This window comes from Szabonella alba (genome assembly GCF_016765775.1).
Taxonomy (GTDB): domain Bacteria; phylum Pseudomonadota; class Alphaproteobacteria; order Rhodobacterales; family Rhodobacteraceae; genus Szabonella; species Szabonella alba.
This window is the reverse complement of the sequence record NZ_JAESVN010000004.1, coordinates 391699-414459: the sequence shown is the minus strand read 5'-3', so window position 1 is coordinate 414459 and position 22761 is coordinate 391699. Positions and strand designations below refer to the sequence as shown.

The window sequence follows — 22761 nt, the reverse complement described above, 5'->3', positions numbered from 1 at the left end:
ACAGAAAAAAGCGCGTTAATCTGGCGTTAACCTTGCGCTGGGAGGATGGGATGGCGGAACAGGCGGGGACGCCGATGGCCGTGACAGGAAATGGACCCCGCTTTCCTCAAGCGGGGGCTGCTGTTTTTTCTGTCCTCAAATATCCCGGGGGAGTCGCGGAACGCGACGGGGGCAGCGCCCCCTCTTGCCCCGCCGATGTCAGAGCGCGCGCCAGCCGATATCGCGGCGGCAGAAGCCTTCGGGCCAGTCGATACCATCCACCATCGCATAGGCCCGGTCGCGCGCCTCGGCCAGGGACGCCCCGCGCGCCGTCACATTCAGCACCCGGCCGCCATTGGCGGTGATCTTGCCATCGCGCCGCGCGGTTCCGGCATGAAACACCATATGCGAACTGTCCCGGGGCAGCGCCTCAAGCCCCGCGATCACGCTGCCTTTGGTGTAATCGCCCGGATAGCCCTTTGCTGCCAGAACCACGGTCAGGGCATGATCCTCGGCCCAATGCGCCGCGATGGCCGCCAGACGCTCCTCAGCGCAGGCCAGCAGCAGGTCCAGCGCCTGCGCTCCCAGCCGCAGCATCAGAACCTGACATTCGGGATCGCCGAAGCGGACATTGTATTCCACCAGCCGCGCATGCCCATCGGCGATCATCAGCCCGGCATAAAGCACCCCCTGAAAGGGCGTGCCGCGCCGGGCCATCTCGGCGATGGTCGGGCGGATGATCTCCTCCATGGCCTGTTCCGTGATCGCCCCGGTCAAGACCGGGGCGGGGGAATAGGCACCCATCCCGCCGGTATTGGGGCCGGTATCGCCGTCACCCACGCGCTTGTGATCCTGTGCCGAACCGATGGCCAGCACGTCCTTGCCGTCCGACAGGATGAAAAGGCTGGCTTCCTCGCCTTCCATGAACTCCTCGATCACCACCTCGGCACCCGCCGCCCCAAAGGCCCCGCCGAAGATCTCGTCGATCCCGTCCAGCGCCTCGGCCTCGGTCATGCCCATGATGACGCCTTTGCCCGCCGCCAGCCCGTCGGCCTTGATGACCAGCGGCGCGCCGGTCCGGCGGACGTAATCCTTCGCAGCTTCGGCCCCGGTGAAGCGGGCATAGCCTGCGGTGGGGGCGGCGCAGGCGTCGCAGATTTCCTTGGTGAAGGCTTTCGACGCCTCCAGCCGCGCTGCCGCCGCCGAGGGGCCGAAGGTCAGGATGCCGGCCGCGCGCAGATCGTCGGCAACCCCTGCAGCCAGCGGGGCCTCGGGGCCCACGATCACGAAATCCACGCCGTTTTCAGCGCAGAACCCTGTGACCGCCTTGCCATCCATGATGTCCAGCGGCGCACATTCGGCCAGATCCGCGATGCCCGCATTGCCCGGTGCCACGATCAGCCGGTCGCATTTCGGGTTCTGCTTGACCGCCCATGCCAGCGCATGTTCGCGCCCGCCGCTTCCCAGGATCAGGATATTCATCATCGCCCCCGCTTGGCCTTCGTCGCCTTGCGTCTTAAGGTCAGGGGGAGCAGATCACAAGAAGGCGCACCATGTCGGAGCTTTTCGAGGATGCGGAGCCGGCTAATACCGGGGGCCCGCAGGGCAACCGCCCCGAGTTTACCGTGTCCGAGCTTTCGGGCGCGGTCAAACGGGTGATCGAGGGCGAATTCGGCCTTGTCCGGGTCCGGGGTGAGGTGGGTCGCGTCTCGCGCCCCGCGTCTGGGCATCTTTATTTCGATCTGAAGGATGACCGCTCGGTCATCGCCGCGATTTCGTGGAAAGGACAGGCAGCACGCCTGCAGGTCCGCCCCGAGGAGGGGATGGAGGTCGTGGCCACGGGCCGGATGACCACCTTTCCGGGACAGTCGAAATATCAGCTGATCGTCGAGGATATCGCACCGGCAGGCGCAGGCGCGCTGATGGCGATGCTGGAACGCCGCCGCGCCGCCCTGCAGGCCGAGGGGCTGTTCGATGCCGACCGCAAGCGCGCGATCCCCTATCTTCCTGCGGTGATCGGGGTGGTCACTTCACCCTCGGGCGCCGTGATCCGTGATATCCTTCACCGGCTGCGTGACCGTTTCCCGCGCCATGTGCTGATCTGGCCGGTGGCGGTGCAGGGGGAGAAATGCGCCGCCGAGGTGGCCGCCGCGATCCGGGGTTTCAACGCGATTGCCCCCGGTGGGCCAGTGCCACGCCCGGATCTGCTGATCGTGGCGCGGGGCGGTGGCAGTCTGGAAGACCTCTGGGGTTTCAATGAGGAAATCGTCGTGCGCGCGGCGGCAGAAAGCGCCATCCCGCTGATTTCAGCCGTGGGCCATGAAACCGACACAACCCTGATCGACCATGCCGCAGACCGGCGCGCGCCAACCCCCACGGCGGCGGCGGAAATGGCCGTGCCGGTGCGGATCGAATTGCTGGCCACGCTGGACGGGCAGGGCGCACGGTTGAGCCGCGCGGTGGTGCAGGGCATGGCGCTGCGCGGCCAGAGGCTGCGCGATCTGGCCCGGGCGCTGCCGCGTCCCGAGGCGCTGACGCAAGGGGCTGCGCAGCGGTATGACCTCTGGACCGGACGGCTGGGGGGCGCGCTGGCGCTTGCAGCCTCGGCCAAGCGCGCGGCATTGGACCGCGTGGCCGCGCCGATGCGCCCGCGCCTTTTGCTGGACATGGTCGCCCGGCGGGGCGAACGGCTGGCCGAGCGGGGTCGCGCGCTGGATCAGGCGCAGGCGCGGCGCCGGGAACGGCAGGCGGAGCGTCTGGGCGTGCTGTCGGCCCGGCTGGAAACCGGATTTGCGGGGCTTTTCCGCCAGATGGACATGCGCCTTCGTGAGGATCGCATAAGGCTTCAGGACTTCGGCGCAAGGTTGGACCGCGCCCCGCAGGACCGGCTGGCGCTGTTGTCGCAACGGCTGGATACGCTCGACCGGATGCGCCAAACGCTCGGTCATACCGAAACGCTCAGACGCGGCTTTGCTGTCGTGCGCTTCGGCGATGCGGTCGTGACCTCCCGCGCGCAGGCCGCAGGGGCGGGCGCGCTGGAGATCGAGTTTCATGACGGGCGGCTGGCGGTGGTCGCGGGGGGAAGTGGAGGGGGCGGCGGCGCGCCCCCGTCCCCGGTCAAACCATCCCCCATCAAACCTGCGCCCCCGAAACCCGCGCCCCCCAAACCCGCCCGCAGCACCCGTTCGGGCTCGGGCGCCGGTCCGGATCCCGAAGCCGGATCACAGGGAAGCCTGTTCTAGCGCCGATCCCGGCCCGAAACGAGGGTGCGCAGAACCCACTCAGACCCCGACATCGGGGCCGGTGCAGGCCAGCGGTTCATCGGTCTGCTGCACTTCCGAAAGTTCGGTGCTGTCCGGGATATTGGTGAACCGCGCCCGCAACCCGCCCGGCCCCTTGTGGAAGGTCCAGCATTGCGGCGTCGCGTCATGTTCATAGACGAAACAAATCTCATCCCCCCCATTGTCATACCAATGGCCCAGACGACAGGTGTCATCGACAAAGGCCCAGCGGACGCGGCGGTTGGGCAGATATTGCTCCACCCCGTAGACGCGGCCATTCTCACCATAGGTCAGGGTCTTGCCGGTGGCATAGGCCTCGAATTCATCGGCCGTCATGCGGGTTTCGGAATGGGCGGGGAGGGCCAGCAGGGTGGCCAGTGCCAGCAGGGCGGCCAGCACAGGGGCGGGGGAACGGGCGGAAACGGGAAGGGCGCGCATGGTCGGTCTTTCCGGATGGGTCGGTTGCCACCAATTTGCCGGAAGGCCGCGCCAAAGGCCAGTCACAGCCCCGTCAGACAAGACAAAGCTGGCGGGTTTACCCCCGATCCGTGCCGCTCTGGCGCTGCCATTCGGCCAGACGCGGCCCCATCACCCGGCGCCACAGCCGGGGCGACAGGGCCAGCGTCGCGCAGACCGGCAGCGGATAGGGCAGGCGCGGGGCCTGATCGCGCCCCGGCAGGCGCAAGGCCGGATAGGGGCGGGCAGGATGGGCGTGATGGTCCGAATGGCGCGGCGCGTTCAGCATCAGCGCCGAGGAATACCATTGCGGCGCATTCCAGCTGTGCCGGTCCGAGACCGGTTCCAGCCGCCCGTCGGGCAGGGTCGCGCGCGTCAACCCGTAATGCTGCACATAATCGGCCAGCAGAAGCTGAAGCTGCACATGGGCCGCAAGCCCCGCCCAGACCAGCACCCCCGGCAGGCCCGCAATCATCGCCCCTGCAATCAGACTGCCAAGGCCCAGCCCCAGATAGGTGGCATAGGGATGCAAGCCGCCCCGCCGCGCCTGCCTTGCGCTTTCGGCCTGCCAGCCTGCGCGGAACGATCCCGTCCATGCGCGCGGGGCGAAACGCCAGAACCCCTCACCCGCCCGCGCGGTATTGGGATCGGTGGCAGTTGCGGCATGGACATGATGTACCAGCCGATGCGCCGAGGCGTGATGCCCGAACAGCACCGAGCCATAGACCGCCACCCCCAGCCGGAACATCCAGCGATTGCCGCGATGGATCAGCTCATGCGCGGCCGGGTTGGCCACCTGCCCGAACCACAACCCCGCCCCGAAGAACAGAAGCACCCGTTGCCCCATGCTCAGCCCGTTCTGCCCTGCAACGGCGTGAACAACCAGCGGCAACAGGCACAGATGCGCAAGGCCCAAAGCCACCAGCAGCGCATCGGCTGCCGGAAATTCCGCCCCCTCGGGCGCCTCGGGCGCGACCAGCGGGATGATCTGGTCCAGCATCACCGTCAGAAAGGCCATATAGAGGAAGGGCAGCCAGACCCAGCCGCCGCCCAGCAAGGCGGCAAGCGCGATCAGCCCCGCCGGAAGACCGGAGGCTAGCGCAAAAAGCGCCATCGCGGGCAGGGGCAACTTGTCTCGCATCGGCGCGCAATCTAGCATGATGCGGCGGGTGTAACAGCCGGAAACGCGGCCCGCGAAACAGGGCAGGCAGATGACGGGAAACGGCGACAGATCACAGGGACGGGACTGCAAAGCGTGATGGAGGATCTGCCGGTCATGCTGCCGCTTGCCGCCGCAACCGCAGGTCTTGCGGCACTGATCTACTGGATCGCATATGCCCCGCGGGAAGGCCACGGCCCAGTCCGCTCGGCGGTCAAGACGGCGGCGGTGGGCGGACTGGCGGTGCTGGCGGCCCTGCTGGTTGCGCCATGGCCTATAACGGCGGGGCTTGCCTTGGGGGCGCTGGGCGATCTGGCCCTGTCGCGCCCGGGCAATCGCGCCTTTCTGGCGGGGATGGCGGCCTTCGCGCTGGGTCATCTGGCCTATGCGCAGTGGTTTCTGGGACAGGCAGCACCCCCCGACGCGCTGCGTCTGGCCGCTATGGCAGGGTTGCTGGCGCTGTCGCTGTCGACCCAAGGCTGGCTTTTGCCGCATACCGGCGCGTTGCGACCGGCCGTCGCGGCCTATGTCGCCGTGATCTGCGCCATGGGTCTTGCCGCACTTGCCTCACCGAATATCCCGGCGCTGGCGGGCGCGGCGCTGTTCATCCTGTCGGATCTGCTGCTGGCGCTGGCCCTGTTCCGTCCGGTGACGCCTGCGCGGCGGCGCAGCCTGTCGCTGGCGCTCTGGCCCGCCTATTGGCTGGGACAGGCGCTGATCCTTGCAGGGGCCGTGTTTGGCGCGCTTCCCGGCGGCATCCTGCCCTTCCATCCCGCGCCCTGATTGATTAGGTGGGAACTCAGCACAGCTGCGGAGCCATTGCCAATGTCCTTCTTCAAGAAACTCAAGGACCGGATGTTCCGCTCCTCCGACAAGCTCGGTGAGGGGCTGGAGGCGCTGGTGAATGACGCTCCCGCATCAGACGCTGCCGAAAATCCCCCCCCCACCACGACGCCCCCCGCCGCCCTGCCTGCTGTCGCCCCGCCGGTCATCCCTCCTGTCGCGGCCATTCCCGAACCGGTCGTGCCCCCGATGGTCTCCCCAGTGGCCCCGCCCGCGGCCCCTCCGACCGCGCCGCAGCCCGCAGCGAAACCCGGCATTCTTGGCCGCCTGCTGGGCCAGACCGCGCCCGAGGCCCGGCGCGAATTCGATGATGCGATGCTCGAAAGCCTCGAAGAGGTGCTGATCGCCGCCGATATGGGGGTGGAAACCGCCCTGCGCGTCGCCGCCAATATCGCCGAGGGCCGCATGGGCCGCCGCGTCACCGCCACCGAGATCCGCGAGGCACTTGCCGCCGAGGTCGCGCGCATCATGGAGCCGGTCGCCCGCCCGATGCCGCTGTATCCAAAACGCCCGCAGGTCGTGCTTGTCGTGGGGGTGAACGGGTCGGGCAAGACCACGACGATCGGCAAACTGGCCAGCCAGTTCAAGGCCGCCGGAAAATCGGTCGTCATCGCGGCGGGTGACACGTTCCGCGCCGCCGCCGTTGAACAGCTGCAGGTCTGGGGTAGCCGCGCGGGTGTGCCGGTGCTGACCGCGCCCGAAGGCTCCGACCCCGCCAGCCTTGCCTTCGATGCGATGGGGCGTGCACAGGACAGCGGTGCCGATCTTCTGCTGATCGACACGGCGGGGCGGCTGCAGAACCGGGCCGATCTGATGGAGGAATTGACCAAGATCGTCCGCGTCATCCGCAAGAAGGATCCCGAGGCGCCGCATAACACGCTGCTGGTCCTCGATGCGACCACGGGCCAGAACGCGCTGGCGCAGGTCGAGATCTTCCGCAAACTGGCCGATGTCTCGGGTCTTGTGATGACGAAACTCGACGGCACCGCCAAGGGCGGCGTTTTGGTCGCTCTGGCCGACCGCTTCGGCCTGCCGATCCATGCCATCGGGGTGGGGGAGCAGATCGACGACCTTTCGCCTTTCGACCCCGATGATTTCGCCCGCGCGCTGGTGGGGCTCGACCGCTGAACATCCCCTTTCATCCCGGCACAAATACCTCGGGGGTGCGGGGGCTGGCCCCCGCCGATTCCTGCGGTAAGGATCACCCCTGATGACCGAATGGCTGATTTCGCTTGAGGGCACGGCGGCAGGCAGCCGCGTCGCGCTGGCGCTGGCGCTGATGGCGGCCTTGCTGCATGCGCTGTTTGGCGCCTTGCAGAAGGGGCGGCACGATCCTTGGCTGTCGCGCGCCGCGATTGATGCCAGTTACGGGCTGATCGCGGCCCCCTTTGCCTTCTTCGTCGTGCCCTGGCCCGAGCCGCATATGTGGCCGATCTTCGCGGGCGCGGTGGCGATCCATATCGGATACAAGATCCTGCAGGCGATGACCTATTCGCGCGGCGCCTATACGGTGGTCTATCCGGTGGTGCGCGGCACGGGGCCGATCTTTTCGGTGCTTGGGGCGGGGCTGATCTTCGGGGAATATTTCGCACCGGGCCAATGGGCGGGGCTTTTGACACTGGTGGCGGGAATCCTTGGCCTTGCGGTCTACAATCTACGCCATGTCACCGTCTCGCGCGATACATTGGCGGCCGCACTCTGGCTGGCGGTCGGCACCGGGTTTTTCGTGGCGCTTTACACGACCTATGACGCCTATGGCATCCGCGCCACCGCCGATCCCTTCACCTTTCTTGCATGGTTCTTCATGCTGGACGGGATCTTCATGCCGCTGGTGATGCAGCGGCGCCTGCGGGCCTTGCCCTGGGCCGATCTCGTGCCTTTATGGAAGCGGGGGATCCTTGGCGCCGTCGTGGCCTATTTCAGTTTTGGCGGCATCATGCTGGCCACGCGCATCGACAAGGTCGGTGAGGCGGCGGTGCTGCGCGAAACCTCGACCGTCTTTGCAGCGCTCATCGGCTGGCTGGTGCTGAAGGAACGGGTGACACGGGCGCAGCTTGCGTTGATGACGCTGATCGCGTTGGGTGCGGTGGCGGTGATGGCCGGGTGACGGCAAGAGACAGGGAAGGGGCAAGGGCGCCATGGCGGAACAGAAAATCGGAACGGGTCTGAAACTCGCGCTGGAAATGGGGCCGATCGCGGCCTTCTTCATCGGCTATGTGATGCTGAAGGATCGGGTCTTTTCCATTGGCGGCACCAATTATGACGGCTTCATCATCGTCACCGCCGCCTTCATCCCGCTGATGATCCTGACCACGGCGATCCTGTGGAAACTGACCGGAAAACTGTCGCGGATGCAGATCGCGACCGTCATTCTGGTCGTCGTCTTTGGCGGGCTTTCGGTCTGGCTGAACGATGAACGCTTCTTCAAGATGAAGCCGACGATGATCTATGCGCTGTTCGCGGTGGCGCTTGGTATCGGCCTTGCCCGGGGCCAAAGCTGGCTGCAACTGGTCATGGGTGAGGCGCTGCCGATGAAACCCGCAGGCTGGATGATCCTGACCAAGCGGCTGGCGCTGTTCTTCGCCTTTCTTGCCATCGCGAATGAAGTGGTCTGGCGGAGTTTTTCCACCGAGATCTGGGTGAATTTCAAGACTTTCGGTCTGACGGCGGCGCTGTTTGTGTTTTTCATGGCGCAGGGTCGGCTGATGGCGGAGCATGGCGATGCGCCGCATGACGAGGACGAGCCGGGCCAGAACGGCACCGGGGTCTGAGCGGACGGGTTTACGGCGGGGGCCGACCGACCGGGGGCGCAGATCCGCGTCAGACCTTCTGCGCTGCCTCACGCGCCAGATCATCCAGACCTTCGCCGCCCTTCGCCAGATGGGCGGCAAGGGCCGCGCGCATCGACGGATCCCAGAAATCGCGCAGATGGGCGGCCACGCGGTCCGCCTGATCGGTTCCGGGCTGGCTGCGAAAGAAGGTGGCGATCTGATTGGCCATGCGGACAAGTTTGTCAGGCGACATCGGAAACCTCGGTCAATATACGGTCGGGGCGGGAGTATAGGTCAAACCCATCCTCCCGCGCGAAGGCGGCAAGGGTCATGCCCGTGGCCTCGGCCAGTTGCAGGGCATGGGCGGTCGGGGCCGAAACGGCGATCAGCACCGGGCAGCCCGCAATCGCGGCCTTCTGCACCAGTTCCATCGACAACCGGCTGGTCATGTAAATCGCGCCCGTGCCGGGATCGGTTCCGGCAAGGGCCAGCGCGCCCAGCAATTTGTCCAGCGCATTGTGGCGGCCGACATCCTCGCGCAGCAGAACTATCCCTTCATTGGGGCGCAGGAAGGCGGCCGCATGGGTTGCGCGGGTGCGGGCATGCAGTGGTTGATGCTGCCGCAGATCCGCACCTGCGCGCAGGATATCGCTGGCAGACAGCCGCAGACCGGTTTCGGGCAGGACGGGCAGGGGGCGGTTCGCCTCGGCCAGACTGTCGATGCCGCACAGCCCGCAGCCGACCGGCCCGGTCATGGCGCGCCGCCGCGCGGTCAGGTCAGCGCCCCGGTCACCGCGCAGCCAGACCCGCGCCTCGATCCCGCCCGGTTGCGCGACCTCCTCGAAACTCTCGATCTCATCCGGGCTGGCGATGATGCCTTCGGACAGCGCAAAACCGGTGACGAAATCGCGGATATCGCCCGGCGTTGCCATCATCACGGCCTGGGTGGAGCCGTCAAAGACCAGCGCCACCGCCACCTCGGCGGGCAGGGCGCGATGGATCGCGCCGCCGCCCTCGGGCCGGACCGCCCGGCCCGGCACCGAGGTGTAAAGCGGCGGGCGCTGCATCGTCATTCCGCAGCGGGCAGGATGCGGCGCGCCAGGGCTGCCTGTGCGGCGTAATCCTCCTGCCATTCGCTGGGACCGTTCGAAGGGCTGACCTGCACCGCCGTCACCTTGTATTCCGGGCAGTTCGTTGCCCAGTCCGAAAAATCGGTAGTGATGACATTGGCCTGCGTCGTCGGGTGGTGGAAGGTCGTATAGACCACACCGGGGCTGACCTTGTCGGTGATCGTCGCGCGCAGCGTCGTCTCACCGGACCGCGAGGCCAGTTTCACCCAGTCGCCTTCATTGATGCCGCGCTGTTCGGCGTCATGGGGATGGACCTCCAGCACGTCCTGATCGTGCCAGACCACATTCGCCGTCCGCCGGGTCTGCGCGCCGACATTGTATTGCGACAGGATCCGCCCCGTCGTCAGCAGCAGCGGATAGCGCGGGCCGCTGCGTTCATCGGTCGCGACATATTCGGTGACGATGAACCGCCCCTTGCCGCGCACGAAACCGTCGACATGCATCAAGGGCGTGCCTTCGGGTGATTTCTCGTTGCAGGGCCACTGGACCGAGCCTTTTTCCTCAAGCATCGCGTAATCGACGCCCGCGAAACTGGGGGTCGTGGCCGCGATTTCATCCATGATCTGGGCAGGATGGGTATAGCCCCAGTTGGCCCCCATCGCGCGGGCCAGCAACTGGGTGATCTCCCAGTCCTCATAGCCGTTGCGGGGCGCCATCACCCGGCGCACGCGGTTGATGCGGCGTTCGGCATTGGTGAAGGTGCCGTCCTTTTCAAGGAAGGTCGATCCCGGCAGGAAGACATGGGCGTAATTCGCGGTCTCGTTCAGAAAGAGATCATGCACGATCACGCATTCCATCGCCGCCAGACCCGCCGCGACATGTTTGGTGTCGGGGTCCGATTGCAGGATATCCTCCCCCTGACAGTACAGCCCCTTGAAGTTGCCCGAAACGGCGGCATCCAGCATGTTGGGGATGCGCAGGCCCGGCTCGGGGTCAAGCTCCACCCCCCAAAGGCTTTCGAACACCGCACGCACCTCGGCACCCTTCACATGACGATATCCGGGCAGTTCATGCGGGAAGGACCCCATGTCGCAGGCACCCTGCACATTGTTCTGGCCGCGCAGCGGGTTCACGCCCACGCCCTGCCGCCCGATATTGCCGGTCAGCATGGCAAGGTTCGCGATGCCCATGACGGTGGTCGATCCCTGGCTGTGTTCGGTCACACCCAGCCCGTAATAGATCGCGCCATTGCCGCCCGTCGCATAAAGCCGCGCCGCCGCGCGCAGATCCGCCGCCGGAACCCCGGTCAGCATCTCGGTCGCCTCGGGGCTGTTCTTGGGCTGGCCCACGAATTCGGCATAATGCTGGAACTCGTCCCAGTCACAGCGTTCGCGGATGAAGGACTCATTCATCAGCCCTTCGGTCACGATCACATGGGCCATGGCGGTCACCACGGCGACATTGGTGCCCGGACGCAGGGGAAGGTGATGGGCGGCGCGGTAATGCGGCCCCTCAACCGTTTCGGTGCGGCGCGGGTCGATCACGATCAGCTTGGCACCGGCGCGAAGGCGCTTTTTCATGCGGCTGGCGAAAACCGGATGGCCCGCATGGGGGTTCGCGCCGATCACCATGATCACATCGGACTGTTCGACGCTGTCGAAATCCTGCGTTCCCGCCGAGGTGCCGAAGGTCTGGCCCAGCCCGTAACCCGTGGGCGAATGGCAGACCCGCGCGCAGGTATCGGTATTGTTGTTGCCGAACACCGCCCGGGCCAGTTTCTGCACCAAATAGGTTTCTTCATTCGTGCAGCGGCTGGAGGTGATGACGCCGATGGATTTGCGGCCGTATTTTTCCTGCAACCCCCGCATGCGTGAGGCGGCAAAACCCAGCGCCTCGTCCCAGCTGACCTCACGCCAGGGCTGGTCGATGCTGTCGCGGATCATCGGGTTCAGGATGCGGTCCTTGTGGCTGGCATAGCCATAGGCGAAGCGCCCCTTGACGCAGGAATGGCCGCGATTGGCCTTGCCGTGCTTCCACGGCACCATGCGCACAAGCTGATCGCCGTTCAGTTCCGCCTTGAAGCTGCAACCGACCCCGCAATAGGCGCAGGTCGTGATGACCGACCGCGTGGGCGTGCCCAGTTCGACCACTGATTTTTCCTGCAGCGTCGCGGTCGGGCAGGCCTGCACGCAGGCGCCGCAGGACACGCAATCGGAGGCCAGTGCATCATCGGTTTTCGCGCCGAAGGATACCCGGCTGTCAAAGCCGCGCCCTTCGATCGTCAGCGCGAACGTGCCCTGCACCTCTTCGCAGGCGCGCACGCAGCGCGAACAGACGATGCATTTCGCCGGGTCATAGGTGAAATAGGGATTGCTTTCATCCTTGGGGATATAGTTCGGATTGCCCAGATCTCCCGCCGGGGCGGTGCGTGTTGCACGCGCATCGCGCGGCGTCAGCATCCCGTTTCCGGCTGCGGAATAATGGTTCGCCCCGGTCGAATAACGCACATCGCGCAGGCCCACGGCCCCCGCCATGTCCTGCAATTCGCAATCGCCATTGGCCGAACAGGTCAGGCAGTCCAGCGGATGGTCCGAGATGTAAAGTTCCATCACCCCGCGCCGCAGCTTGCGCAGTTTGTCATTCTGGGTCTGCACAACCATTCCCGGCGCGACCGGTGTGGTGCAGCTGGCGGGCGTGCCGCGCCGCCCCTCGATTTCCACGACGCAAAGCCGGCAGGAGCCAAAGGCCTCGACATTGTCGGTGGCGCACAGTTTCGGGATGGTCAGCCCCGCCAGTGCGGCCGCGCGCATCACGCTTGTGCCGCCGGGCACCGTCACCTCGACCCCGTCGATGGACAGGGTTACGGGGGCACCGTCGCGGGCGGGGGTGCCAAGATCGCGATCATCGGTCGGAATGATGAAATCCTTCATCGGGTCACTCCTTGAGGCTTTTGGCATGGGCGACAAGCGCATTGGCATGGCCATGGCCAAGCCCGTGTTCGGCTTTCAGCAGGGCCACCAGTTCCATATGTTTAAGATCGGAGCGCGCGGCGATCAGATCAAGCCAATGGGCGACCGGTTGCCCATAGGACTTTTCGATGGACGGAAAGTAAGAGGCCGGGCCCTTTACCTTGTCACTCATTCCGCGGCCTCCTTGTGGCGCACGAAATCATCCGGGAAATGCGTCAGCGCTGACATCACCGGGAAGGGCGTGAAGCCGCCAAGCGCACACAGCGATCCGTCCTTCATGGTCTCGCACAGATCGGTCAGCACCGGGATTGCCGCGCTGTCGCCTGCCGCGATCCGGTCGATGGTTTCCACGCCGCGCACCGCGCCGATGCGGCAGGGCGTGCATTTGCCGCAGGATTCCACCGCGCAGAATTCCATTGCGAACCGCGCCATCCCCAGCATATCGGCCCGGTCATCGAAGACCACCAGCCCGGCATGGCCGATCAACCCGCCTGCCGCGTCGAAATCCTCATATCCCAGGGCCGTGTCGAATTTCGACACCGGCATATAGGCCCCCAGCGGGCCGCCCACCTGCACCGCCTTGACCGGACGCCCCGTCGCCGTGCCGCCCGCGATATCGTTCACCACCTCACCAAGGCTGAGGCCGAAGGCGGTTTCAAAGAGCCCGCCGCGCGCCACATTGCCCGCGATCTGCAGCGTCACCGTGCCGCGCGACCGGCCCGTGCCGAAGGCCGCATAATGCGCGGCCCCTTTTTCAAAGATCACCGGCACCGAGGCCAGCGAGATGACATTGTTCACCACCGTCGGGCGGCCAAGGAAACCTTCCAGTGCGGGCAGGGGGGGCTTGGCCCGCACAACGCCGCGCTTGCCCTCCAGCGAGTTCAGCAGGCTGGTTTCCTCACCACAGACATAGGCGCCTGCGCCCATGCGGATCTCCATGTCGAAGGCGCGGCCCGACCCCATGACATCGGCGCCCAGTATGCCGGCCTGACGCGCGATGCGCAGGGCGGCCTCCATCATCCGGATTGCATCGGGATATTCCGACCGCAGATAGACATAGCCCTTGGTCGCCCCGACCCCGAGCCCGGCAATCGCCATCCCCTCGATCAGGCTGAAAGGGTCGCCTTCCATGATCATGCGGTCGGCAAAGGTGCCGCTGTCGCCTTCATCTGCATTGCAGACGATATATTTCTGCGGCCCGGGCGCATCATGCACGGTTTTCCACTTGATGCCGGTCGGAAAGCCCGCGCCGCCACGTCCGCGCAGCCCGCTGGCGGTCACCTCGGCCACGATCTCGGCCCCGGTCATTGCCGCCGCGCGGACTAGACCAGCCAGCCCGCCATGGGCGCGGTAATCGTCCAGATCCAGCGGGTCGATCAGCCCGCAACGCGCGAAGGTCAGCCGCGTCTGGCGCGCGAAGAAGGGAATTTCCTCGACCGCGCCGTGACCGGCCAGCGTGCCATCCAGCAGTGCAGGCACATCGGCCACTGTCACCGGGCCGAAGGCCTGCCGCCCCGAACCGCTGTCAATCTCGACCAGCGGTTCCAGCCAGCACATCCCGCGCGATCCGTTGCGGATCAGGGTAATCTCAAGCCCGCGCCGTGCGGCCTCGTCCTGAATGGCCCCGGCCACGGCATCGGCACCCACAGCTTTGGCGGCGCTGTCCTGCGGAACATAGATCTTCATGCCCCGGCCTCCGCGCACAGCTTTGTCATGCCCTCGGCATCCAGCCGCCCGACCACGCGCCCGTCGATCATCGCCGCAGGCGCACAGGCGCACAGGCCCAGGCAATAAACCGGTTCCACCGTCACCGCGCCATTGGCGGTCGTGCCATGCCAGTCCACGCCCAGCCGGTCCAGCGCCACCCCGGCCAGTTCGGTGCCGCCCATGGCCTGACAGGCCTCGGCCCGGCAGATCTTCAGCACATGCCGCCCGGCAGGGGCCTCACGGAAATCATGGTAAAAGCTGACCACGCCGTGAAATTCGGCGCGCGAGATGTTCAGCGCGGCGCAGATCACCGGCGCCGCCGCCTGCGGCACATATCCCCAATGCTCCTGCAGCGCATGCAGCATCGGCAGCAATGGACCTTCCAGCCCCTGCAAAGGTGCGATCACATCCCGGATCTGCGCTTCGGTTGGCTCTGCCAAAAGCTGCGGCATGGCTCTGCTCCTTCCTGTCCGGAAAATTCCGGTCCTGTCGGGGCTGGTCTGGCGCGGATCAATCGTAAAATCAATAACGCTTTTCCGTCAAGTGATAGGATTTGACTATCAATCCGCCAGTTCCGAAAGCCGCCGCGCCGTGGTCAGCAACTCCTGCAAGACCGGCGTATGCGGTTCGCGATAAGGCGCGACCAGCCCGACCCGATGGCTCCACCCGGCATCCCCCAGCGGGATCGCGCGCAGGGGTTTTCCGACGGTCAGAAAGGCCGCCATGTCCGAGGGCAGGATCGTTGCCCATCCGCCCTCCAGCACATTGGCGACCAGAACCACCGTCGAATTGGCCTCGATCCGTGCCTCGGGGGCGATGCCCGCCTCGGCAAAGCGACGATTCACGATCCGGCGGTTCTGCATGTCCGGGGTCAGCAGGCATAGCCGCAGCCCCGCCAGATCCCCCCAGCCGACCGAGGCGCGCCCCGCAAGCTCCGCGTCCTCGCGGCAGACCAGCATATAGCGTTCATTGTAAAGCGGTTCGGTGCTGACCCGGCCCGTGGGTTCATTGTCGAGATAGGAAATTCCCGCGTCGATATCGAGATTTTCCAGCATCGACAGGATCTCGACCGAGGTGCGCGACAGCACGGTGAAGCGCACATTCGGATGGGCCGCGCTGAAACGCGCGGTCAGACGTGCCGCCCATGTCAGCGCGGTCGGGATCACCGCCAGACGGATCGCGCCCGAAAGCCCTTCCCGCGCATGGCGCATTTCTTCGCGCAATTGCCGCGCATCGCCGACGATCTGACGTGCCCAGTGCAGGGCGCGCTGTCCCTCGGGCGTCAGCCCGCCGTAATGCGAGCCCCGGATCACAAGCTGCACGCCCAGCTGATCCTCCAACTGCCGGATCCCGGTTGAAAGCGTTGGCTGTGCAATACCCATCTTGGTCGCGGCGCGGCCGAAATGGCCCTCTTTGGCAAGGGCCAGAAACATTTCCAGTTTGTTGAGCACGATCGCCCTTCCCGAATGGAACCCTGAGTAATGATAAGGGATTTCTATCGGAGGCATAGCCCCTGCCGATCCGTGTCGTGAACTGAGGCGTGATATGCGTCGGGGGAGGATGCCCGCCAGGGGGAAGGGTGCAGACAGTATCATTCTCACATCAGCTGTGTCGGGAGGGCAACGATACGCCTGGACGACCCTGCGCGATCCCGCCCGGCAAGGCCAGTTGCCCCGCCGGGTGATCCGGCGGGGCGGGCTGGGGGGTGCTTATGGGTCGCTGTGCAAGCAGCGGCCGGATCACCCGGCCCCATCAGTGCTAGGGCGATTCGGTTACTGCCCGGTTAATGATGATCGGTGTGAGAGGCATCAGGGCTTTCCCGCGCCGAAAATCCCTGCCGATCAACCCTTGCGGGTCTGGCGCATCCATGCTGATCTCCGCGCCATGACACAGGATGACCGCACTTTTCTTGCCTCGCTTTTCGATGCTGCCGTCCGGGCCGCCGATCCCGAAACCGCCTTGCGGCCCCATCTGCCCGACCCGCCCAAGGGGCGGACGGTGGTGATCGGCGCGGGCAAGGGTGCGGCGCAGCTTGCCGCCGCCTTTGAACGGCTCTGGCCCGCGCCGCTGGACGGGGTGGTTGTTACGCGCCATGGCTATGGCTGCCCGACCCGCACCATCCGGGTGATGGAGGCCGCCCATCCCGTGCCCGATGCGGCGGGGATGGAGGCCGCCCGCGCCCTGTTCGCGGCGGTTGCGGATCTGACGCCCGATGATCTGGTCGTCGCCCTGATCTGCGGCGGCGGTTCCGCGCTTCTGCCCATGCCGCCCGGAGATATGGGGCTGGAGGACGAGGCGGCACTCAACCGCGCCCTGCTGGCCTCTGGCGCGCCGATCTCGGTCATGAACGCGATCCGCAAGCAGGTTTCCGGCATCAAGGGCGGGCGGCTGGCGGCGGCTTGCCATCCGGCGCGGCTGGTCTCGCTGGTGGTGTCGGATGTGCCGGGCGATGATCCGGCGCAGGTTGCCTCGGGGCCGACCGTGCCCGATGCCAAGGGGCGCGCCGAAGCGCGCGCGCTGGTGCAAAGCTGGCGGATCGACCTGCCGCCCCGGATTGCCGATTGGCTGGCGGGGGAGGAGGGCACCGCCCCCATGCCTGATGATCCGGTCTTTGCCGGGCAAGAGGTGCGGGTCATGGCCTCGGCCCGGATCTCGCTTGAGGCGGCGGCGGCGAAGGCCGAAGCGGTGGGGGTTCCGGCGGTGATTCTGTCGGATGCGATTGAGGGCGAGGCGCGCGACGTGGCCCGCGTCCATGCCGCCATCGCGCGCGAAGTGGCGTTGCGCGACCGACCCTTCAAGCGCCCTGTCGTGATCCTGTCGGGGGGAGAGACCACCGTGACGCTGCGTGATCGGGGGCGCGGCATGGGACGCGGCGGGCGCAACAGTGAATTCCTGCTGGCGCTGGCGCTGGCGGGTGAGGGGCTGCCGATGACGGCCCTTGCCGCCGATACCGACGGGATTGACGGGTCGGAAGACAATGCCGGGGCCTTTGCCGATGGCGGCACCGCCGCGCGGCTGCGTGCGGCGGGGCGCGACCCTGCGGCGGATCTGGCGGGCAATGACGCCTATTCGGCCTTTGAGGCCTCGGGTGATCTGTTCGTGCCGGGGCCGACCGGCACGAATGTCAATGATTTCCGGGCTATCCTGATCCGCTGATGGCGGGTGCCGGGTTTTTGGGTGCCCTTTACTGTGACGGCGTTCCGGGGGCTGCCTGCAGGAGTTAGGTATTTTCGCCAAGATGAAAGGGCAAGCCGCGCGGGCGTTCTGTGACTGCTGGCCTTTGGCGGCAGGATGGGCGCGCCGGTCAGTCGCGCGACAGGATAGAGATATCCATGATCCAGCCATGGCGGGCGCGCAGCCGGGCGCGGGTTTCGATGATCCGCGCGGCGGCCACGGCCAGCGGCCCTGCGATCAGGCATTCCTCCGCCATCCCGACATAGCCGCCCCACCAGATATGAACCCCCTTGGGCGGCAGTCCGCCAAAGGCGCAACCGCCATCCAGCATGACGGCAATCCGGCTTGATCCGGCGGGCCAGCCGTGATCGCGCAGGTTGCGGCCCGTGGTGATCGTGACCGCGCCCGCCAGATCATGGAGTGGGATCCGATGCGCGGCAGTCAGGATCTGCAGCGAGGTCAGGCCCGGAATGACGGTGATTGCGGGCGCGGGTGACAGCCGGGCCGCGATGCGCAGCGTGCTGTCGTAAAGCGACGGATCCCCCCAGACCAGCAGGGCAACGCGGGCCGGGGCGTGCGCACGGGCGGCCTCTGGCAGGCGGGCCGCGATGGTGCTGGCCCAGACTTCGGCAATCGTGTCATGCTAGGCCTCGACCCGCCTGCGGTAATCCGGGATGGCGGGGTCGCGCTCGGGCAGGTCGAACTCGGCGACCGGAACGGGGCGGGTCAGCACTTCGGTCAGGATCGCATGGCGCAGTTCGGCCAGATCGGATTTCGCCGCCCCCTTGCGCGGGATCAGCACCAGATCGTCGCGGTTGATCGCGCGGATCGCCTGCAGCGTCAGATGCCCGGGATCCCCGGTACCGATGCCGATCAGCGTCAGATCAAATGGGGAGGGCATGGTGCGGTCCGGTGATCGGTAAGGGAAATCGGGATAAAAAGGGGGCAGGGCGGGCCTGCCCCCCGTCGCGGGGATGCCCGATGAGGCCGGGTTGCGCACGCGCGGCGTCACAAGGCCCGAACCCTTCAGCCCGCGCCGCGCCCGGCGTCAAGGGTTGGCCCCGGCCAAAGGCCCGATGAGGATCAGCACCGGACCCTCCCCTGCGTCCGCCGCCAGTGTCTCAAGCCCCGCCAGCCTGCCGCGCGTCAGGCGCTGACCGGGGGGCGAGACACCTTCGGCCAGCAGCACGGGCGTTTCGCCGGGCAGGCCCTCTGCGATCAGGGCGGTGGCGAGGGCAGCGCAGGTGCGCTTTCCCATATAGACCACTGTGGTCGCCTCCGGATCGGCCAGCGCCGCCCAGTTCAGCCCCTCGGGCAGATCGCCGGTCACATCGGCGCCGGTCACGAATTGCACGCGGCGCGCCGTCAGGCGGCGGGTCAACGGGATGCCCTCCGTTGCCGCTGACCGATCCGCCACCCGCCATCCGGCGAAAGCCGCCACCCTCGGGCAGGGGGCTGTCATTGGCGTCGCGGATTTCGGAAAGCGGCTGATCGGCACTGCCGTTCGGGTGCGTGCCTTGCGTCGAATAGTGAAACTCATGCCCGCGCAGCACCTGTCCCGCCGCAAGCCCCGGCATCGGCTGCAACAGCCGCGCCGCGCGATAGCCCAGATGCATCCGGCGGCTGGCATAGGAGGTTGCATGCCCAAGCAGCCCGGCCATCGGATGCGTGATCCCGTCCTTGTCGGTCAGGCTTTGCCCCAGAACCATGAAGCCGCCGCATTCACCATGGACGGGACGGGTATCGGCGAACTGCCGCAGACCCGTCAGAAAACGCGCGGCCCCGGACAGAGCCCCGGCATGAAGCTCGGGATAGCCGCCCGGCAGCCAGCAGCAATTGGCGGCATCGGGTGGGGGTGTGTCAGCCAGCGGCGAAAAGGGCAGGATCTCTGCCCCGGCGGCGCGCCAGCCTGCCAGCTGATGCGGATAGAGAAAGCTGAACGCCGCGTCCTGCGCCAGCGCGATGCGCTGGCCGGGGGGCGGCAGGGGTGGCCTTGCGGGCAGCGCAGCCTCATCCCTGGGCGTGTCCGGGGCGGCGGCGGCGCGGATCGCGTCAAGGTCCAGATGGCGTTCGGCGAAGGACGCAAGCCCGGCCAGCCGGTCAGCCAGGCCGGCACTTTCAAAGGCCTGCACAAGGCCCAGATGCCGTTCGGGCAGGGTGACATCGCCGTTTTTGGGCAGGGTGCCAAACACCGGAATCCGGGCCTCGGCCATGCCCGCCCGGGCCAGCGCCTCATGCCGGGATGAGGCGGCGCGGTTCAGGATCACCCCGGCCAGCCGCAGTCCCGGGCACAGCCGTACAAAGCCAAGCGCCACCGCCGCCGCCGATTGCACCTGCCCCGAGATGTCCAGCACCAGAATCACCGGCCAGCCCGCCAGAGCCGCGATATCGGCACTGGCGCCGTTTCCGGTCTCGCCCCGGTGGGCCACGCCGTCGAAAAGGCCCATCGACCCTTCGGCGATCACCAGATCGGCGCCTCTCGCCTGCCGCAGATGTGCGCGGATCGCGGTGGCGGGCCGCACCACAACGCCGTCAACGGTGATGCGCGAGCGGATTGCGGGCCAGTCAAACGCCTTCAACAGCGGTTTCGGCAAGGCAAGGCCCGAGCTCTGGATCAGGACACCGGCGAACGGCGCCTGATCGAGACGCATTTCCCGCATCTGTGCCAGTTTCACGCGATGGGAGTGGGCTTTACCCGGGAAACCCAAGACCGCGAACGCGATATCGCCGCCGCAAGGGCGGGCTGGGAAAAGGCCAAGGATCTGATCCGCGATCCGGCGATCCGGCTGGTGTTGCTGGATGAGATCAATATCGCGCTGCGCTATGATTATCTGGATGTCGCCTAGGTGCTGGTTTTTCTGGCGACCGAAAAACCGCCCTTGACCCATGTCGTGCTGACCGGGCGCAACGCGAAACCCGACCTGATCGAGGCTGCCGATCTGGTGACCGAGATGATGCTGGTGAAACATCCGTTCCGCGCGGGCATCAAGGCCCGGAAGGGCGTCGAGTTCTGAAGCAGGCAAGGGGGCGCTGCCCCCTCGCGCTGGCGCGCTCACCCCCGAGGTATTTGGGCCATGATGAAAGCAACCGAATGGTAACCGGTTCGGGCAATTCTGAATCTGCGGCACAGGGAGAGGTCCCGATGACCGCCCAAGGTGAAAGCGCCGCGCCCTCTTTGTTCCAGTGGACGGGGGCGCGGCGCCCCCTGCCTTTTGCTGCGGCGTTCATCTTGGCGGAAAATACCTCCGCCGGAGGCTCCCGCAGCATCCGCCGCGCTGCGTTCGGGGATCTGCCATGCCTGCACTGATGATCCAGGGGGCGGGGTCGAATGTCGGCAAGTCGCTGCTGGTTGCGGGCCTGTGCCGGGCCGCTCGCAATCGGGGCCTTACGGTTTTGCCCTTCAAGCCGCAGAACATGTCGAACAATGCCGCCGTCACCGCCGATGGCGTTGAGATCGGGCGGGCGCAGGCGCTGGCCTGCGGGGTGGAGCCGGTGACGGATATGAATCCTGTCCTGCTGAAGCCCGAATCGGAAACCGGCGCGCAGGTCATCGTGCAGGCGCGGCGGCTGACCACGACCCGTGCGCGCGATTAAAGCGCATTGAAGGCCGGACTGATGGCGCCGGTTCCGGACAGTTTCCACCGGCTTGCGGCGGCGGCGGATCTGGTGATCGTCGAAGGCGCGGGCAGCCCTGCCGAGGTCAATCTGCGGGCGCGGGATGTCGCGAATATGGGCTTTGCCCGGGCGGCGTCGGTGCCGATGGTGCTGGTGGGGGATATCGACCGGGGCGGCGTGATCGCGCAGGTGATCGGCACGCAGGCGGTGCTGGGCCCTACGGATGCTGCCATGGTGAAAGGCTTCATCATCAACAAGTTCCGGGGCGATGTTACGCTGTTTGATGAAGGCTATCGGCTGATTGCGGCGCGCAGCGGCTGGCAGGGTTTCGGTGTCCTGCCCTATTTTCCCGAGGCGGCCCGTCTTCCGGCCGAGGATGCGCTGGACCTTCCGCGCCGTCACGGGACGGGGGCGTTGCGGATCGTCTGTCTGGGCCTGTCGCGGATTGCCAATTTCGACGATCTGGACCCGCTGGCGCAGGAACCCGGCGTCAGCCTGACCATTCTGCAACCGGGTGAGGCGCTGCCGGGCGATACCGATCTGGTGATCCTGCCGGGCACAAAATCGACCTGTGGTGATCTGGCCTTTCTGCGCGCGCAGGGCCGGGATGTGGATCTGGTGGCGCATCACCGGCGGGGGCGCGCGATTCTGGGGCTGTGCGGCGGCTATCAGACGCTGAGCCGCGTGATCCGCGACCCCGGCGGGATCGAGGGCCCGCCCGGCACGGTGGCGGGTCTGGGGATGCCGGAGATCGAGACCGAAATGACGCCCGACAAGCGGCTGGAGCGGGTGCGCGCCCGGCATCTGGCCAGCGGCACCGATATGCAGGGCTATGAGATCCATATCGGCCGCAGCAGCGGGCCGGGCCGCGCACGGCCCTTTGCCATGGTGACCGGGCAGCCCGAAGGCGCGGTTTCCACAGACGGGCGGGTGATGGGCAGCTACCTGCGTGGCATTTTCGGCTCGGACGCATTTCGCCGGGCCTTTCTGCAGGACTGGGCGGCAGCGGATAAGCTCTGGATTACGGGGCCGAGGTCGATGCGGTGCTGGACCGGCTGGCCCGGCATCCTGAGGCGCATCTTGATGTTTCGGGGCTGCTGGCGTTGGCGCGATAGGTTCTGCTTTCATTGACCGGAAGTGCCTTTCCGGCTATGATCACCAGCATTGATAAGGAGAATTTCATGCGCCCTGTTCTGTTGTCTTCGATCCTTGCCGCCAGCCTTGCCGCGCCCGTTGGCGTGATGGCTCAGGACCAGTACACGACCGATGAACTCGTTGAATTCTTCATCAATTCCATCGATATGGGCGCCACAAGGGGCATCTGCATCGGCACGCCCCAGGAATGTGAGCAACCGGCTGCTCCGATGGGGTTGGACATGCTGGTGACGTTTGAACTTGATTCGGCACAATTGACGCCCGAGGCGCAGCAAAGCCTTGGGGTCTTTGCGCAGATGATGCAGGATGAACGGCTTGAGATCGCGCGGTTCGTGGTCGAGGGCCATACCGATGCAATCGGCACCGATGACTACAATCTTGACCTGTCCGAGGCACGGGCCAGGGCGGTGCGTGATTTCCTTGCTGATCTGGGGGTGGCGCCGGAACGTCTGACGGCGGTCGGACTGGGCAAGACGCAGCCGCGCACCGGCGATGAGTTTGATCCCGAGAACCGCCGCGTAGAGTTGCGTGTAGATCTGCGCTGACGGCTATATTACCGCCACAAACTGGATAAAAAAAGCG

At 66.4% G+C, this 22761-nt stretch carries 17 protein-coding genes and 5 pseudogenes; 9 read left to right on the top strand and 13 right to left on the bottom strand.

Annotated elements, in window-relative coordinates; genetic code table 11:
* Window positions 1-198 precede the first annotated feature (198 nt).
* Window positions 199-1461, bottom strand: a complete 1263-nt coding sequence (gene purD / locus JL811_RS12105) for a phosphoribosylamine--glycine ligase (protein ID WP_202688983.1) — start codon at window positions 1459-1461, stop codon at window positions 199-201.
* Window positions 1462-1532: 71 nt separating this feature from the next.
* Between purD and xseA the strand changes: the two genes are divergently transcribed.
* A complete protein-coding gene (gene xseA, locus JL811_RS12100) occupies window positions 1533-3221 on the top strand; it encodes an exodeoxyribonuclease VII large subunit (RefSeq protein WP_202688870.1) in 1689 nt (562 codons plus the stop codon).
* Window positions 3222-3260: 39 nt separating this feature from the next.
* On the opposite strand, the gene JL811_RS12095 is transcribed toward xseA, so the two are convergent.
* Together JL811_RS12095 and JL811_RS12090 are read right to left on the bottom strand one after the other, a co-directional pair.
* Complete coding sequence (locus JL811_RS12095) at window positions 3261-3698, bottom strand: hypothetical protein (RefSeq protein ID WP_202688869.1); 438 nt, start codon at window positions 3696-3698, stop codon at window positions 3261-3263.
* A gap of 97 nt (window positions 3699-3795) precedes the next feature.
* Window positions 3796-4857 carry an alkane 1-monooxygenase gene (locus JL811_RS12090; protein ID WP_237684934.1) on the bottom strand — a complete coding sequence of 354 codons (1062 nt, stop codon included), beginning with the start codon at window positions 4855-4857 and terminating at the stop codon, window positions 3796-3798.
* A gap of 117 nt (window positions 4858-4974) precedes the next feature.
* Here JL811_RS12090 and JL811_RS12085 point away from each other — a divergent pair, with 117 nt between their 5' ends.
* From JL811_RS12085 to JL811_RS12070, 4 genes are all read left to right on the top strand, one after another.
* On the top strand, window positions 4975-5658 hold the full coding sequence (locus JL811_RS12085) for a lysoplasmalogenase family protein (protein WP_237684953.1): 684 nt from the start codon (window positions 4975-4977) through the stop codon (window positions 5656-5658).
* A 42-nt stretch (window positions 5659-5700) separates the two neighbouring features.
* Complete coding sequence (gene ftsY, locus JL811_RS12080) at window positions 5701-6846, top strand: signal recognition particle-docking protein FtsY (protein WP_202688867.1); 1146 nt, start codon at window positions 5701-5703, stop codon at window positions 6844-6846.
* An 82-nt stretch (window positions 6847-6928) separates the two neighbouring features.
* Window positions 6929-7825: an EamA family transporter gene (locus JL811_RS12075; protein WP_202688866.1), complete on the top strand. Its 897-nt coding sequence runs from the start codon at window positions 6929-6931 to the stop codon at window positions 7823-7825.
* A 31-nt stretch (window positions 7826-7856) separates the two neighbouring features.
* Window positions 7857-8489, top strand: a complete 633-nt coding sequence (locus JL811_RS12070; protein WP_202688865.1) for an inner membrane-spanning protein YciB — start codon at window positions 7857-7859, stop codon at window positions 8487-8489.
* Window positions 8490-8538: 49 nt separating this feature from the next.
* Here the strand turns inward: JL811_RS12070 and JL811_RS12065 are convergent, their stop codons facing one another.
* From JL811_RS12065 to JL811_RS12035, 7 genes are all read right to left on the bottom strand, one after another.
* Window positions 8539-8742, bottom strand: a complete 204-nt coding sequence (locus JL811_RS12065; RefSeq protein ID WP_202688864.1) for a formate dehydrogenase subunit delta — start codon at window positions 8740-8742, stop codon at window positions 8539-8541.
* A complete protein-coding gene (gene fdhD / locus JL811_RS12060) occupies window positions 8732-9556 on the bottom strand; it encodes a formate dehydrogenase accessory sulfurtransferase FdhD (RefSeq protein ID WP_202688863.1) in 825 nt (274 codons plus the stop codon). The genes JL811_RS12065 and fdhD overlap by 11 nt, the downstream gene beginning before the upstream one ends.
* 2 nt (window positions 9557-9558) lie before the next feature.
* On the bottom strand, window positions 9559-12489 hold the full coding sequence (gene fdhF / locus JL811_RS12055) for a formate dehydrogenase subunit alpha (protein WP_202688862.1): 2931 nt from the start codon (window positions 12487-12489) through the stop codon (window positions 9559-9561).
* 4 nt (window positions 12490-12493) lie between these two features.
* Window positions 12494-12700, bottom strand: a complete 207-nt coding sequence (locus tag JL811_RS12050; protein WP_202688861.1) for a DUF4287 domain-containing protein — start codon at window positions 12698-12700, stop codon at window positions 12494-12496.
* Window positions 12697-14214, bottom strand: a complete 1518-nt coding sequence (locus JL811_RS12045; RefSeq protein WP_202688860.1) for a formate dehydrogenase beta subunit — start codon at window positions 14212-14214, stop codon at window positions 12697-12699. Before JL811_RS12045 ends, JL811_RS12050 begins: the two co-directional genes overlap by 4 nt.
* Window positions 14211-14687 (bottom strand): formate dehydrogenase subunit gamma, encoded by a 477-nt coding sequence (locus tag JL811_RS12040; protein WP_202688859.1) that lies wholly within the window; start codon window positions 14685-14687, stop codon window positions 14211-14213. Before JL811_RS12040 ends, JL811_RS12045 begins: the two co-directional genes overlap by 4 nt.
* A gap of 108 nt (window positions 14688-14795) precedes the next feature.
* Window positions 14796-15686, bottom strand: a complete 891-nt coding sequence (locus JL811_RS12035) for a LysR substrate-binding domain-containing protein (RefSeq protein ID WP_202688858.1) — start codon at window positions 15684-15686, stop codon at window positions 14796-14798.
* A 433-nt stretch (window positions 15687-16119) separates the two neighbouring features.
* Here JL811_RS12035 and JL811_RS12030 point away from each other — a divergent pair, with 433 nt between their 5' ends.
* Complete coding sequence (locus tag JL811_RS12030; RefSeq protein ID WP_202688857.1) at window positions 16120-17391, top strand: glycerate kinase type-2 family protein; 1272 nt, start codon at window positions 16120-16122, stop codon at window positions 17389-17391.
* Window positions 17392-17539: 148 nt separating this feature from the next.
* On the opposite strand, the pseudogene cobF reads toward JL811_RS12030, so the two are convergent.
* From cobF to JL811_RS12020, 3 pseudogenes are all read right to left on the bottom strand, one after another.
* Window positions 17540-18310, bottom strand: a pseudogene (gene cobF / locus JL811_RS12025) (precorrin-6A synthase (deacetylating)).
* Between the two features lie 147 nt (window positions 18311-18457).
* Window positions 18458-18814, bottom strand: a pseudogene (locus JL811_RS19975) (SAM-dependent methyltransferase); the annotation flags it as partial.
* A gap of 106 nt (window positions 18815-18920) precedes the next feature.
* Window positions 18921-20060 (bottom strand): annotated as a pseudogene (locus JL811_RS12020) (cobyrinate a,c-diamide synthase); the annotation flags it as partial.
* Here JL811_RS12020 and JL811_RS12015 point away from each other — a divergent pair.
* From JL811_RS12015 to JL811_RS12005, 3 genes and pseudogenes are all read left to right on the top strand, one after another.
* A pseudogene (locus JL811_RS12015) lies at window positions 20028-20423 on the top strand (cob(I)yrinic acid a,c-diamide adenosyltransferase); the annotation flags it as partial. The pseudogenes JL811_RS12020 and JL811_RS12015 sit on opposite strands and share 33 nt — an antisense overlap.
* A 280-nt stretch (window positions 20424-20703) precedes the next feature.
* Window positions 20704-22139 (top strand): annotated as a pseudogene (locus JL811_RS12010) (cobyric acid synthase).
* A 66-nt stretch (window positions 22140-22205) separates the two neighbouring features.
* Window positions 22206-22724 (top strand): OmpA family protein, encoded by a 519-nt coding sequence (locus JL811_RS12005; protein ID WP_202688855.1) that lies wholly within the window; start codon window positions 22206-22208, stop codon window positions 22722-22724.
* Window positions 22725-22761: the final 37 nt, after the last annotated feature.